At 69.6% G+C, this 14,139-nt stretch carries 11 protein-coding genes and 1 riboswitch; of the genes, 7 read left to right on the top strand and 4 right to left on the bottom strand.

Annotated elements, in window-relative coordinates:
* Positions 1 to 338: 338 nt before the first annotated feature.
* Positions 339 to 1,124, top strand: coding sequence for a glucosamine-6-phosphate deaminase (gene nagB, locus OHB41_RS30405; RefSeq protein WP_266701288.1), 786 nt, complete (start codon positions 339 to 341; stop codon positions 1,122 to 1,124).
* A gap of 105 nt (positions 1,125 to 1,229) precedes the next feature.
* Here nagB and OHB41_RS30400 read toward each other — a convergent pair whose 3' ends face one another.
* The 4 genes from OHB41_RS30400 to OHB41_RS30385 form a co-directional block, all read right to left on the bottom strand.
* A complete protein-coding gene (locus OHB41_RS30400; RefSeq protein ID WP_266701287.1) occupies positions 1,230 to 2,831 on the bottom strand; it encodes a glycoside hydrolase family 3 protein in 1,602 nt (533 codons plus the stop codon).
* An 8-nt stretch (positions 2,832 to 2,839) separates the two neighbouring features.
* Entirely contained in the window at positions 2,840 to 3,697 is an 858-nt protein-coding gene (locus OHB41_RS30395; protein WP_266701286.1) for a carbohydrate ABC transporter permease, read from the bottom strand.
* Complete coding sequence (locus OHB41_RS30390) at positions 3,694 to 4,680, bottom strand: carbohydrate ABC transporter permease (RefSeq protein ID WP_266701285.1); 987 nt, start codon at positions 4,678 to 4,680, stop codon at positions 3,694 to 3,696. The genes OHB41_RS30395 and OHB41_RS30390 overlap by 4 nt, the downstream gene beginning before the upstream one ends.
* Positions 4,681 to 4,770: 90 nt before the next feature.
* Positions 4,771 to 6,057 carry an extracellular solute-binding protein gene (locus OHB41_RS30385; protein ID WP_266701284.1) on the bottom strand — a complete coding sequence of 429 codons (1,287 nt, stop codon included), beginning with the start codon at positions 6,055 to 6,057 and terminating at the stop codon, positions 4,771 to 4,773.
* Positions 6,058 to 6,460: 403 nt separating this feature from the next.
* Here OHB41_RS30385 and OHB41_RS30380 point away from each other — a divergent pair, with 403 nt between their 5' ends.
* From OHB41_RS30380 to OHB41_RS30355, 6 genes are all read left to right on the top strand, one after another.
* Complete coding sequence (locus OHB41_RS30380; protein WP_148010391.1) at positions 6,461 to 7,225, top strand: GntR family transcriptional regulator; 765 nt, start codon at positions 6,461 to 6,463, stop codon at positions 7,223 to 7,225.
* Positions 7,226 to 7,521: 296 nt separating this feature from the next.
* Complete coding sequence (locus OHB41_RS30375; RefSeq protein ID WP_266701283.1) at positions 7,522 to 7,803, top strand: DUF3311 domain-containing protein; 282 nt, start codon at positions 7,522 to 7,524, stop codon at positions 7,801 to 7,803.
* Positions 7,800 to 9,410, top strand: a complete 1,611-nt coding sequence (gene mctP / locus OHB41_RS30370; protein ID WP_266701282.1) for a monocarboxylate uptake permease MctP — start codon at positions 7,800 to 7,802, stop codon at positions 9,408 to 9,410. Before OHB41_RS30375 ends, mctP begins: the two co-directional genes overlap by 4 nt.
* Before the next feature lie 175 nt (positions 9,411 to 9,585).
* Positions 9,586 to 10,104, top strand: coding sequence for a GNAT family N-acetyltransferase (locus OHB41_RS30365; RefSeq protein WP_266701281.1), 519 nt, complete (start codon positions 9,586 to 9,588; stop codon positions 10,102 to 10,104).
* A gap of 64 nt (positions 10,105 to 10,168) precedes the next feature.
* A riboswitch (cobalamin riboswitch) is annotated at positions 10,169 to 10,293 on the top strand.
* A 127-nt stretch (positions 10,294 to 10,420) separates the two neighbouring features.
* On the top strand, positions 10,421 to 12,838 hold the full coding sequence (locus OHB41_RS30360; protein WP_526024980.1) for a ribonucleoside-diphosphate reductase subunit alpha: 2,418 nt from the start codon (positions 10,421 to 10,423) through the stop codon (positions 12,836 to 12,838).
* Positions 12,838 to 13,851: a ribonucleotide-diphosphate reductase subunit beta gene (locus OHB41_RS30355; RefSeq protein ID WP_266701280.1), complete on the top strand. Its 1,014-nt coding sequence runs from the start codon at positions 12,838 to 12,840 to the stop codon at positions 13,849 to 13,851. The genes OHB41_RS30360 and OHB41_RS30355 overlap by 1 nt, the downstream gene beginning before the upstream one ends.
* Positions 13,852 to 14,139 lie beyond the last annotated feature (288 nt).

The following is a 14,139-nucleotide window of genomic DNA, read 5'->3' as shown; positions in this document are numbered from 1 at the left end:
TTGTTGTCACTTCATCGAACTTCCCACGACATCCACCATGCAGACTAGCCCGCTTCGACCCCCGGCGGGGGCCGGTTCTGGTCATGTGCGGGGCCGAACGGGGGTCATACGCGTCACCCGCCGCGAAGGGCGGGAAGGACGGTGGTCCGAGGGGCGGAGTCGGTGCCGCGTCCGCGCAGCCGTTCGAGCGCGGGTCACGGCGTCTCGCCACCCTTGCCACCCTGATGTCGTCCGGGTCGTCCCACGACCACGGGCGGACCATCTTTGCTAGATTGGTCTACACCACACGTGTTCCCTTCGGTTCCCGGCGAGCCCCTCCCCAGATCGGCAGGCCCAGCGTGGAAGTTGTCATCGTTCCGGACGCCAAGGCGGGCGGCGAGCTGATCGCCGAGGCCATGGCGCAACTGCTGCGGCGCAAGCCCGACGCCCTGCTCGGCGTGGCCACCGGCTCGACCCCGCTGCCCATCTACGAGGCACTGGCGGCGCGGGTCGGCTCCGGCGCCGTGGACGCCTCCCGGGCGCGGATCGCCCAGCTCGACGAGTACGTGGGGCTCCCCGCCGAGCACCCCGAGTCCTATCGGTCGGTGCTGCGGCGCGAGGTGCTCGAACCGCTCGGGCTGGACATGGCCGCGTTCATGGGACCGGACGGCGCGGCGCGGGACGTCCAGGCCGCCTGTGTGGCGTACGACAGGGCGCTGGCCTCGGCCGGCGGGGTCGACCTGCAGATCCTCGGCATCGGGACGGACGGGCACATCGGTTTCAACGAACCGTGCTCCTCGCTCGCCTCGCGGACCCGGATCAAGACGCTGACCGAACAGACCCGGGTCGACAACGCGCGGTTCTTCGGGGGCGACATCGAGCAGGTGCCGCACCACGTCATCACGCAGGGCATCGGCACGATCCTGGAGGCCCGGCACCTGGTGCTGCTCGCCACCGGTGAGGGCAAGGCCGACGCGGTCGCCGCGACCGTGGAGGGTCCGGTCGCCGCGGTGTGCCCGGCCTCGGCACTCCAGCTCCACCCGCACGCCACGGTCGTCGTGGACGAGGCGGCGGCGTCCAAGCTGAAGCTCGCGGACTACTTCCGGCACACCTTCGCGAACAAGCCGGACTGGCAGGGGATCTGAGGGCCGTCCCGTGACGGGTGCGGCACCGGCCCGTGGCGGACGAAGGCGCCGGGCCCCTGTTCGACAGGGTGCCCGGCGCCTTCGTGTGCGCGGGTCGGGGGTCCGCTACTCCCCCGCGATGACCTCCGCCGCCGCCCGGCCGCAGACCCGGGCCGCGCCGTGGGTCGCGATGTGCGGGGCGCCCCGGGGCGGCGCCTGCGGGACGCCCATCTCCACGACGATCGTGTCGGGGCGGGCGGCCAGCAGGACGTCGAGGGCCGTCGCCATCCAGGCGTGCCGGTGTTCGTCGCGGACGACGGCGACGATCCGCCGGGAGCCCGCGGCGGCCAGCACCTCGGCGCCCGCGTCGTCGCCCGCGAAGCCGCCGGTCTCCGTGCCGGGGACCAGCCTGGCCAGTTCGGCGGCGACACCCCAGGGTGTCTCGTCACCGACGGCGATGTTCGCGACCGGCGTGAGCGCGGCCACGTAGGGAGCGCCGGTGAGCGGGGTGTACGGCGCGGAAGAGGTGACCCGCAGCGCGCGACGGGCGGCGATCAGCCCGATCTCGGCACCGCCGCCCCCCGGGCCGCTGCCGTTCGCACCGCTCCCCGCACCCGCGCCGCCCGTGACGCCCCCGGAACCCGCACCGTCCGTACCGCTCGCGGAACCCGCACCCTCCGCACCCCGCGCCGAGGCGGCCGTCGTCCACCGGGCGAGCGCCCGGACCCGTGCCGCCGCGTCCGCGAGCCGCTCCTCGGCCAGTTCGCCGGTGCGGACCGCCGAGACGAGGGCGTCGCGCAGCCGTCGTACCGTCTCGTCGTCCGCGAGGCCGCCGCCCACGCAGATCGCGTCCGCGCCGGCTCCGATGGCGAGGACGCTGCCCCGCTCGATGCCGTACGTGGCGGCGATGGCCTGCATCTCCATGCCGTCGGTGACGATGAGTCCCTCGTAGCCGAGTTCCTCGCGGAGCAGTCCGGTCAGGATGCGGCGGGAGAGCGTGGCCGGGCGGTCCGGGTCCAGGGCCGGGACCAGGATGTGCGCGCTCATCACCGCACGGGTGCCCGCGGCGATCGCGGCCCGGAACGGGGCGAGTTCGCGCGCCTGGAGGACCGGCAGACCGGCGTCGATGCGCGGCAGGGCGTGGTGCGAGTCCACCGCCGTGTCGCCGTGCCCGGGGAAGTGCTTGGTGCAGGCCGCGACGCCGGCGGACTGCAGGCCGGTGACGTAGGCGGCGGTGTGCCGGGCCACGAGACCGGTGTCGGCGCCGAAGGACCGTACGCCGATGACCGGGTTGCCGGGGTTGGAGTTCACGTCCGCGGACGGGGCCCAGTTGAGGTTCACCCCGCAGGCCGCCAGGCGCCGGCCGAGTGCCGAGGCCACCTCCCTGGTCAGCTCCACGTCGTCCACCGCGCCCAGCGCGTGATTGCCGGGGTAGGAGGAGCCGGACCGGACCTCCAGACGGGTGACGTCGCCGCCCTCCTCGTCGATGGCCACCAGGACGTCGTCGCGCTCGGCGCGCAACTGGGCCGTCAGGGCGGAAAGCTGTTCGGGCGATGCGATGTTCCGGCCGAAGAGGCCGACCGAGGCCAGGCCTTCACCGAGCCGGCGCAGCAGCCAGTCGGGGGCCGTGGTCCCCGTGAAGCCGGGCTGCAGGACGGTCAGCGCGTCGCGTGTCAGGTCATCCTTGTCCGCGTTGGACGCGGCTGCTCCGCTGGCGAGTGTCGTCATCGGGGGCGTTATCCCTTCACGGCGCCCGCGGTCAGCCCCGCGGCCATCTTGCGCTGGACGATGAGGAAGAGGACGACGATCGGCACGGCCATCATGGTGGCGCCGGCCATCATCGGGGCGTACTCGGTGCCGTGCTTGGTGGTGAAGTTGCCGAGCCAGACGGTGGCGGTCTGGTTCTTCTGGCTCATCAGCATCAGGGCGTACAGGTACTCGTTCCACGCCTGGATGAAGGCGTACACCGAGGTGGCCACCATGCCGGGGGCGAGGAGCGGGAAGACCACCCGTACGAAGGCGCCCGTGCGGGAGCAGCCGTCGACCATGGCCGCCTCCTCCAGCTCCTTCGGGATGTTGACGATGAAGCCGCGCAGCGTCCACACCGTGAAGGGCAGGATGAAGGTCAGGTAGGTGACGATCAGGCCGGAGAGCTTGTCGTACTGATCGAGGTCGTTGAGGAGCAGGAAGACCGGGATGATCATGGCGACCAACGGGATCATCTGGACCGCCAGGATGCCGACGATCACGATCTTGCGGCCGCGGAAGGCGAAGCGGGAGATGGCGAGCGCCGCGAGCATGCCCACCACGACACCGATCAGGACGACCGACAGGGACACGATCAGGCTGCGGCCGACCGGGCCCCAGAAGTCCGCGATGTCCAGCGCGCGGCGGAAGTTGTCGAGCGTCACCCCGGTGGGGAACAGGCTCGGATCCGGGTCGATGGCGTCCTTCGCGGGCTTGAACGCCGTGTTCAGCATCCAGTAGACCGGGAAGCCCGCGATGACGAAGACGAGCAGGCCGAGGACGTTCCAGCCGAGCTTGGACCTGCGGGGTCCGGAGGGCGTACGCCTCGGTGTGGCGACGGCGCTCATTCGACCTCTCCGATCTTGAGCATCTGGCGCATGTAGACGGCGACCACGCCGAGCAGGAGCAGCACGGTCAGCAGGGCGATCGCCGATCCCTGGGCATAGTCGTTGACCACGAACGCGCGGTCGTAGGAGTAGGTGGTGAGCAGCTGGAACTCGGCCTCGGGGTGGCCGCCGCGCATCACGAAGACCTGCGGGAAGACTCCCATGTCCCAGATGACGGAGAGCGTCGTCAGCATCACGACGATCGGCTTGAGGATGGGGAGCGTGACGTAGCGGAAGACTCCCCAGGCGCCGGCGCCGTCCAGGCGGGCCGCCTCCTCCAGTTCCTGGGGTACCTGGGTCAGTCCCGCGCCGAGCGTGATGACGACGAAGGGCACCGCGCCCCACACCACCAGCAGCATGATCACGGCCAGGCCCTGCGGTCCGCTGGCGAACCAGTTGTGGCCGACCATGTCGACGCCCGGCAGCTTGCTCAGCAGCGCGTTGAAGACACCGTAGTCCGAGTCGAAGAGCCACTTGAAGACGGTGGTCGCCACGATGATCGGCATGCCCCAGCTGGCCACCAGCACGATGTTGACGAGCGTCTTGACCCAGCCGGAGACGCGCTGGAGGAGCAGCGCGATCAGCATGCCGGCGACCATCGTGAAGACGACGGACCCGGCGGCGAAGACGATCGTGCGCAGGACGACGGCCCAGAACTCGCCGTCGCCGAGCACCTTGGTGAAGTTGTCGAAGCCGACCGACTCGGCCGGCTGGAAGCCCCAGAGCTGGGACTGGCCGAACTTCTGGAAGGACAGGGTGACGAGCCGGACCAGGGGGTAGCCCATGACCAGCGCGAGGATCAGCAGGCAGGGGGCGAGCAGGGCCCAGGGGGTGGCGGTTCCGCCGGGAGCCCGCCTTCTGCGCGGCGCCCTGGGGGCCGCCGGTGGCGATGCCTGCCGCGCCGGTGGCGCCTTGGTCGGGGTGGTCGTCTCTGCGGCACTCATCGCGCGCTCCTCAGCGGTCCTTCAGATCGTACGAGAAGCAGGGCCCCGTCCCCGGAACTCCCCGGGGTCCGACGGGGCCCTGCGCTCAGGTCACTTGGTGTTGATGACCTTGTCGATCGCGGCGTCCGCTTCCTTCGCGGCCGCCTCCACCGACTTCTTGCCGGTGCCGATGCTCTGCAGCATCGTCTGCAGGACCTGGGCCTTCTCGACCTGGCCCCAGCCCGGTGCCATCGGCACGAACCAGCTGCTCTCGGCCGCGGTGGCCGGGACCACCGTCGCCGGGTCGTTCTTGAGGGTCGCGAGGTCGGTCTTGTTGTTGGGCAGATTGCCCTTGGCCATCAGGCCCTTCTGGCCCTTGGAGCCCGTGAAGGCGTTGATCCACTCACCGGCGAGGGCCTGCGCCTTGGACTTCACCGGGATGGCGAGGTCGGAGCCGCCGAGGAAGACGGGCAGGTTCTTGCCGGACGGGCCGGGCATCACGAAGTTCTCGAGGTTGCCCTTGAGCTTGCCGGTCTTGTCGCTCTTCGGGTCCTCGGCGGTCGCGCCCTCCCAGGCGGCACCGAAGATCATGGCGGACTTGCCCTGGCCGTAGACGATGTAACGGTCGGACTCGTCCTTGGTCTTGTCGCCGTGCATGTACTTGTCGACGACGTTCTTGAACTCGGTGAGGCCCTTGAGCGACTCGGGCGAGGAGAGGTTGGCCTTCCACTGGCCGCCCTCGTCCGTGGCGATGGAGCCGCCGGCGTCGTAGACGAAGGACATCGCGGCGTACCAGTCGCGGGTGGGCTGGTACCAGGCGTTGAACTTGTTCCCCTCCTTCTTCTGGATCTTGTCCAGGTCGGAGGTGAGCTCCTGGTACGTCTTCGGGGTCGCCTTGATGCCGGCCGAAGCCGCCACGTCCTTGCGCCAGTTGCCGACGCGGCCACCGGCGTAGTACGGCACGCCGTAGGTCTTGTCCTCGTAGGTGACCGACGTCTTGAGGCCGTCCAGCCACCCGGCCGAGTTGTCGAACTTCGTGGGGTCGACGGGGGCGAAGGCTCCCTTGACCATGTAGCCGAGCATCTCGGAGTTGCCCATCTCGACCACGTCGGGGGCCTTGTCCGTGGCGAGGACGGCGTCGAGCTTGGTGTTCTTGTCCGGCCAGCCGTAGTACTCGTGGTTGATCTTGACGCCCGGGTGCTTCGCGGTCACCGCCGCGTCCGCGGCCTTGACCAGTTCGGGCCAGTTGTTCTGCGCGTCCACCGTGAGCCAGACGGTCAGCTCCTTGGCGTCCGCGCCCTTGTCCGACCCCCCGGACTTGTCGTCACTGCCCCCGCACGCCGCGATGGAGACCATCATGCCCGCGATACCGATCGCAGCTGCCAGCTTCCGCTTCACGCCACCCTCCTCAGGGATGCCACAAACCCCCCTGCCCACCGCGGTGACACACGCCGAATCGCTGCCGATTACTGCCCGTGGGGCTGGGACCTGGACCAATGGTGTAGACCAGTACGGGGAGCTTGGCCTAGACCTAGAGGGGTGTCAAGGGTGTGTAAGCCAGGCCGACCGTCCGTTATGGGACCTACATATGCAAGGACCTTTAAGTAGGTAAGTGACATAAACGGCAGGGCTGTTCACGAACCCCGTGCGCGCGATGGACTAGACCAACAGGTACACCGACGGTATATAGAGGGGATCACGGAGCGTGCGGGAGACACTCGCACACGAAGCCGTGCCACGATGTGACCCGTGACCGGCGGGATGCCGGTCGCTTCGGCACCCGGAGCCGGGAAGGCAGAGCATGAGCACCGACGTCAGCAGTGCGGAGAACGAGGGTGGGGCCCCCATCCGTACCGCGCGCGTGCCCAAGTACTACCGCCTGAAGAAGCACCTGCTCGACATGACGGACACCCTGCCGCCCGGCACACCCGTGCCACCCGAACGCACCCTCGCCGCCGAGTTCGACACCTCCCGCACGACCGTGCGCCAGGCGCTCCAGGAACTCGTCGTCGAGGGCCGTCTCGAACGCATCCAGGGCAAGGGCACCTTCGTCGCCAAGCCGAAGGTGTCCCAGGCGCTCCAGCTCACCTCGTACACCGAGGACATGCGTGCCCAGGGCCTGGAACCCACCTCGCAGCTCCTGGACATCGGCTACATCACCGCCGACGAGACCCTCGCGGAACTGCTCGACATCTCGGCCGGCGGCCGGGTGCTGCGCATCGAGCGGCTGCGCCTGGCCAGCGGCGAGCCGATGGCCATCGAGACGACCCACCTGTCCGCGAAGCGCTTCCCCGCCCTGCGCCGGTCGCTCGTCAAGTACACCTCTCTCTACACCGCGCTCGCCGAGGTGTACGACGTCCACCTCGCGGAGGCCGAGGAGACCATCGAGACCTCGCTGGCCACCCCGCGCGAGGCCGGACTGCTCGGCACCGACGTCGGTCTGCCCATGCTGATGCTGTCCCGGCACTCGATCGACCGGCAGGGCGAACCGGTGGAGTGGGTGCGCTCGGTGTACCGGGGCGACCGCTACAAGTTCGTGGCCAGGCTCAAGCGCCCGCAGGACTGAAACGCCGGTCCCCGAGGTCCGGGGGACCGGCGGTACCCCGCGGTACCACTTCGCGTTCACGTTCGAGCCACGGTCCCGGCCGGGGCGCGGCGGAAGCGGTTCGCGACGCGGCCGGCACCGCTCCGGGCCGTCGGGGCGATGCCCGGCTCCGTACGGGAGTTCACCAGCCGGTCCGCTCGCGCTCCCGCACACCAACCCTCCACATCCACCGCCCGGGATGGGGTTCCATAAAGCGGAACCGTCGCCTAGATTTCCTGCGCATTGCACAGGTGACCAGCGAGGGGACGGAGCCGTTCATGTCAGACGTGCCGGAAGCGAAACCACCGGTGGTGAGACCGGTCCGGGTGGTGACACCGGTCCGCGTGGTGATCGCCCTCTGCCTGATCGCCCCGTTCGTGGCCATGTTGTGGGTCGGTTCGTACGCGAAGGTCGACCCCACCTTCATCGGCATCCCCTTCTTCTACTGGTACCAGATGCTGTGGGTGCTCCTCTCGACCGCGCTCACCGTGACCGCGTACCAGCTGTGGCAGCGTGACCAGCACGCCCGCGCCACCACGAAGGGCGGTGCCGACGCATGAACGACGGCGTGAACGGCGTGGCACTCGCCGTCTTCATCATCTTCTTCGTGGCCGTCACGGTCATGGGATTCCTGGCCGCGCGCTGGCGCAAGGCCGACAACGAGCACAGCCTCGACGAATGGGGCCTGGGCGGACGGTCGTTCGGCACCTGGGTCACCTGGTTCCTGCTCGGCGGCGACCTCTACACGGCGTACACCTTCGTCGCCGTACCGGCCGCGATCTACGCGGCGGGCGCGGCCGGCTTCTTCGCCGTGCCGTACACGATCCTCGTCTACCCCCTGGTCTTCACGTTCCTGCCCCGCCTGTGGTCCGTCTCGCACAAGCACGGCTATGTGACGACGTCGGACTTCGTGCGCGGGCGCTTCGGCTCCAAGGGTCTGTCCCTCGCGGTGGCCGTCACCGGCATCCTCGCGACCATGCCGTACATCGCGCTCCAACTGGTCGGCATCCAGGCCGTGCTGGACGTGATGGGCGTCGGCGGCGGCGAGAACACGAACTGGTTCGTCAAGGACCTCCCGCTCCTCATCGCCTTCGGCGTACTGGCCGCGTACACCTACTCGTCGGGCCTGCGCGCCCCCGCCTTGATCGCGTTCGTGAAGGACACCCTGATCTACATCGTGATCGCGGTGGCCATCATCTACATCCCGATCAAGCTGGGCGGGTTCGACGAGATCTTCCACTCGGCGAGCGAGAAGTACGCCGCGGCCGGCGCGGGCGGGATCGTACCGGCCCAGGCCGGGCAGTGGACCTACGCCACCCTGGCGCTCGGCTCCGCGCTCGCCCTGTTCATGTACCCGCACTCGATCACCGCGACGCTGTCCAGCCGCAGCCGTGAGGTGATCCGGCGCAACACCACGATCCTGCCGCTCTACTCCCTGATGCTGGGCCTGCTCGCCCTGCTCGGCTTCATGGCGATCGCGGCCGGGGTGAAGGTCACCAACGGCCAGCTCGCCATCCCTCAGCTCTTCGAGGACATGTTCCCGGACTGGTTCGCCGGGGTGGCCTTCGCCGCGATCGGCATCGGAGCCCTCGTCCCCGCGGCCATCATGTCCATCGCGGCCGCGAACCTCTTCACCCGCAACATCTACAAGGACTTCATCAAGCCGGACGCCACCCCGCAGCAGGAGACGAAGGTCTCCAAGCTGGTCTCGCTCCTGGTGAAGGTCGGCGCGCTGGTCTTCGTCCTGACGATGGACAAGACGGTCGCCATCAACTTCCAGCTCCTGGGCGGCATCTGGATCCTTCAGACCTTCCCGGCCCTGGTCGGCGGTCTGTTCACGCGCTGGTTCCACCGCTGGGCGCTGCTCGGCGGCTGGGCGGTCGGCATGCTCTACGGCACGCTCGCCGCCTACGGGGTCGCCTCACCGACGCAGAAGCACTTCGGCGGCAGCTCGAAGGAGATCCCCGGGATCGGGGAGATCGGATACATCGGCCTGACGGCGTTCGTCATGAACGTGGTGGTCTCCGTCGTCCTCACCTTCGCCCTGCGGGCCTTCAAGGCGCCCGACGGCGTGGACGAGACGTCACCCGCGGACTACACGGCGGACGCCGGCGACCCGGGAGTCCAGGTCGAACTGCCCCCCGCCACCGCGGAGGCGGGCCACTAGGACGTGCCAGGCGTCGCGAGGCAGGCGGGACTTTCGCGACACGTCCTGGACCGCGTCCGGCGGTTCCCGTCGGGCGGGAACGGCCGGGCGCGGCCCGGGACAGCGGTAGCGGCGAGCGGGCCGTCGGAGGAAAATCCGGCGGCCCGTCGCCGTACGTCTGATGCACACTCCCGGCATGGACATCGTCATCAGGCCGGCGCGGCCGGAGGAGTACCCCGGCGTCGGTGAGATCACCGTGCGGACCTATCTCGGGGACGGGCTGCTCGACTACGGGGAGAGCGACCCGTATCTCGGAGAGCTGCGGGACGTCGCGAAGCGGGCCGCCGCGGCCGAGGTCCTCGTCGCGGTCGAGGGGGAACGGGTCCTCGGCGGCGTGACCTTCGTCCCCCGGGGCGGACCCATGGCCGACATCGCGCGGCCCGGCGAGGCCGAGATCCGGATGCTCGCCGTCGCCCGCGAGGCCCGCGGCCGGGGTGCGGGAACGGCCCTCGTGGGCGCCTGCGTCGACCGCGCACGGGCCACCGGGGGCTGCGGACGCGTGGTGCTGTCCACCCAGCGCACCATGCGCGCGGCCCACCGTCTCTACGAACGCCTCGGCTTCACCCGCACCCCGGAGCGCGACTGGAACCCGGTTCCGCACCTCGACGACATCTTCCTCCTCACCTACGAGTTGACCCTCAGGCACACTCCGTAGCGCCCCCCTCGAAGCCGACACGGCACAACATGTGGGGGTGCTTCCTCAGCCCGGCACTAGATGTATGCTCATGCTCGCTGTCGCCGCAGGGGAATCCGGTGCGAATCCGGAACTGTCCCGCAACGGTGTACTTGTGCGCATTCGCGCACGGGCTTCAGTCCGAGGACCTGCCGACAGCGTGCCCCGGCCAGCCGGCCGGGCGACGACGACGTCCGGGCCTCGTGGAATGGGCCGGTGGACGCACGCGTACCCGTAACGGAGTCGCGTGTCCCGCTGCCCTCCGCCAGGCCCCGTGCCGAGCGAGGGAGAGCCCCAAGTGACCATCGCGCCAGCCGACCCGGTTTCAGTTTCCGCCCAGCGGGCCCCGGTGGAAGCGGAGTCCGCGCAGCGGGCCCCGGTGGAGACGGACGGTCCCGGTACCACGCTGCTGCGTACCCTGACCGACTTCACCGCCGACCTCCCCGGCGCCGACCCCGGCCGGGTCGCCGCCGCCGCCCTGCGCGGCCGGTCCACGCACGCGGACGACGCGGAGCTGCGCGAGCTGGCCACCGAGGCGGCCGCGGGCCTCATCTCCGAGGACCCCGTCTACTCGCGGCTGGCCGCCAGGCTGCTGACGGTCGGCATCGCGGAGGAGGCCGCCTCGCAGGGCGTCACGACGTTCTCCGAGTCCATCACCACGGGCCGGCGCGAGGGTCTGATCGCCGACCGCACGGCCGACTTCGTCGACCTGCACGCGGCCCGGCTGGACGCGCTGATCGACACCGCGGGCGACGACCGCTTCGGCTACTTCGGTCTGCGCACCCTGCACAGCCGGTACCTGCTCCGGCACCCGATCACCCGCAAGGTCATCGAGACCCCCCAGCACTTCATGCTGCGGGTGGCGTCCGGCCTCGCGGAGGACGACACGGCCCGGTCCGTCGACGAAGTGGCCGCGCTCTACGGCCTGATGAGCCGCCTGGACTACCTCCCCTCCTCCCCCACGCTCTTCAACTCCGGTACGCGACACCCGCAGATGTCGTCCTGCTACCTCCTCGACTCCCCGCTGGACGAGCTCGACTCCATCTACGACCGCTACCACCAGGTCGCGCGCCTGTCGAAGCACGCGGGCGGCATCGGGCTGTCCTACTCCCGCATCCGCTCCCGCGGTTCACTGATCCGCGGCACGAACGGGCACTCCAACGGCATCGTCCCGTTCCTGAAGACCCTCGACGCCTCGGTCGCCGCGGTGAACCAGGGCGGCCGGCGCAAGGGCGCCGCCGCGGTGTACCTGGAGACCTGGCACTCCGACATCGAGGAGTTCCTGGAACTGCGGGACAACACCGGTGAGGACGCCCGGCGTACACACAACCTGAACCTCGCGCACTGGATCCCGGACGAGTTCATGCGCCGGGTCGACGCCGACGCGCAGTGGTCCCTCTTCTCCCCCTCCGACGTGCCCGGCCTGGTCGACCTGTGGGGCGCCGAGTTCGACGCGGCGTACCGCGCGGCGGAGGCGGAGGGCCTGGCGAAGAAGACCATCCCGGCCCGTGACCTCTACGGCCGCATGATGCGCACCCTGGCGCAGACCGGCAACGGCTGGATGACCTTCAAGGACGCAGCCAACCGCACGGCCAACCAGACGGCGGAGCCGGGCCACACCGTGCACTCCTCGAACCTGTGCACCGAGATCCTGGAGGTAACGGACGACGGGGAGACGGCCGTCTGCAACCTCGGCTCGGTCAACCTCGGCGCGTTCGTCGACACGGCGACCGGTGACCTCGACTGGGAGCGGCTGGACGAGACGGTCCGTACCGCCGTCACCTTCCTCGACCGCGTCGTCGACATCAACTTCTACCCGACCGAGCAGGCGGGCCGCTCGAACGCCAAGTGGCGCCCCGTCGGCCTCGGCGCGATGGGCCTCCAGGACGTCTTCTTCAAGCTGCGTCTGCCCTTCGACTCGCCCGCCGCCCGCGCGCTCTCCACCCGCATCGCCGAGCGCATCATGCTCGCCGCCTACGAGGCCTCCGCCGACCTCGCCGAGCGCAACGGCCCGCTGCCGGCCTGGGAGAAGACCCGTACCGCCCGCGGTGTGCTGCACCCCGACCACTTCGCCGTCGAGCTGAACTGGCCGGAGCGCTGGGCGGCGCTGCGGGAGCGCATCGCCGCCGTCGGCATGCGCAACTCGCTCCTGCTCGCCATCGCGCCCACCGCGACGATCGCGTCCATCGCGGGCGTGTACGAGTGCATCGAGCCCCAGGTCTCGAACCTCTTCAAGCGCGAGACGCTGTCCGGTGAGTTCCTCCAGGTCAACTCCTACCTGGTGGCCGAGCTGAAGAAGCTCGGTGTGTGGGACGCGCAGACCCGGGAGGCGCTGCGCGAGTCGAACGGCTCGGTGCAGGGCTTCACCTGGGTGCCGCAGGACGTCCGCGACCTGTACCGCACGGCGTGGGAGATCCCGCAGCGCGGCCTCATCGACATGGCCGCGGCCCGCACCCCGTTCCTGGACCAGGCCCAGTCGCTGAACCTCTTCCTGGAGACGCCGACCATCGGCAAGCTCTCCTCGATGTACGCGTACGCGTGGAAGTCGGGCCTGAAGACGACGTACTACCTGCGCTCGCGTCCGGCGACCCGCATCGCCCGTGCCGCCCAGGCGCAGGCCCAGCCCGAGAAGACCATCCCCCTCCAGCAGGTCGCCGACCCCGACGCCGTCGCCTGCTCCCTGGAGAACCCCGAGTCCTGCGAGGCCTGTCAGTAATGAGCTCCACCGAGAAGAACCTGCTCGACCCGGGCTTCGAACTCACCCTGCGTCCCATGCGCTACCCGGACTTCTACGAGCGCTACCGGGACGCCATCAAGAACACCTGGACCGTCGAGGAGGTCGACCTCCACTCGGACGTCGCCGACCTCGCGAAGCTCTCGCAGGGCGAGCAGCACATGATCGGCCGGCTGGTCGCGTTCTTCGCGACCGGCGACTCGATCGTGGCGAACAACCTCGTCCTGACGCTGTACAAGCACATCAACTCCCCCGAGGCGCGCCTGTACCTCTCGCGCCAGCTGTTCGAGGAGGCCGTGCACGTCCAGTTCTATCTGACCCTGCTGGACACCTATCTGCCCGACCCGGAGGACAGGACGGCGGCCTTCGCGGCCGTCGAGAACATCCCCTCCATCCGGGAGAAGGCCGAGTTCTGCTTCAAGTGGATGGACTCGGTGGAGAAGCTGGACCGCCTGGAGACCAAGGCCGACCGGCGCCGCTTCCTGCTGAACCTCATCTGCTTCGCCGCGTGCATCGAGGGCCTCTTCTTCTACGGAGCCTTCGCGTACGTCTACTGGTTCCGCAGCCGGGGTCTGCTGCACGGTCTGGCGACGGGCACCAACTGGGTGTTCCGCGACGAGACGATGCACATGTCCTTCGCCTTCGAGGTGGTCGACACCGTCCGCAAGGAGGAGCCCGAGCTCTTCGACGACCAGCTCCAGCAGCAGGTCACCGACATGCTGCGGGAAGCCGTGGAGGCCGAGCTGCAGTTCGGGCGCGACCTGTGCGGTGAGGGGCTGCCGGGCATGAACACCGAGTCGATGCGCCAGTATCTGGAGTGCGTCGCCGACCAGCGCCTCCAGCGTCTCGGCTTCGCCCCGGTCTACGGCTCCGAGAACCCCTTCTCCTTCATGGAGCTCCAGGGCGTCCAGGAACTGACCAACTTCTTCGAGCGCCGTCCTTCGGCGTACCAGGTCGCCGTGGAGGGCTCGGTCGGCTTCGACGAGGAGTTCTGACCGCTCCCGAACGGGTCTTCGGGTGACGAGGCCGGGCCGCGTGCGCGGCCCGGCTTCGTCACGTCCGCCCCCAGCCACGCCAATCCCCGTGCCAATCCCCGCCTATGGAGCGGCAAAGTTCTTCGGGCGTGACTGTTCGATTGCCGTCCGTGCCGGTTACGTTCTGGCCGTCCCGCCGTGCCACGCCCCGTGGCATCCCTGGACGATCAATGTGTCATGCCCATGACAAAGCTCTGCGTTCACCGCGCTACGCGCGTCACGGGTCCCCACCTGAGCTCAGCGCCGAGA

The sequence above is a fragment of the Streptomyces sp. NBC_01571 genome (assembly GCF_026339875.1).
Lineage (GTDB): Bacteria > Actinomycetota > Actinomycetes > Streptomycetales > Streptomycetaceae > Streptomyces.
Note: the sequence above shows the minus strand (reverse complement) of the source record. Positions and strands in the feature narration are given on the sequence as shown.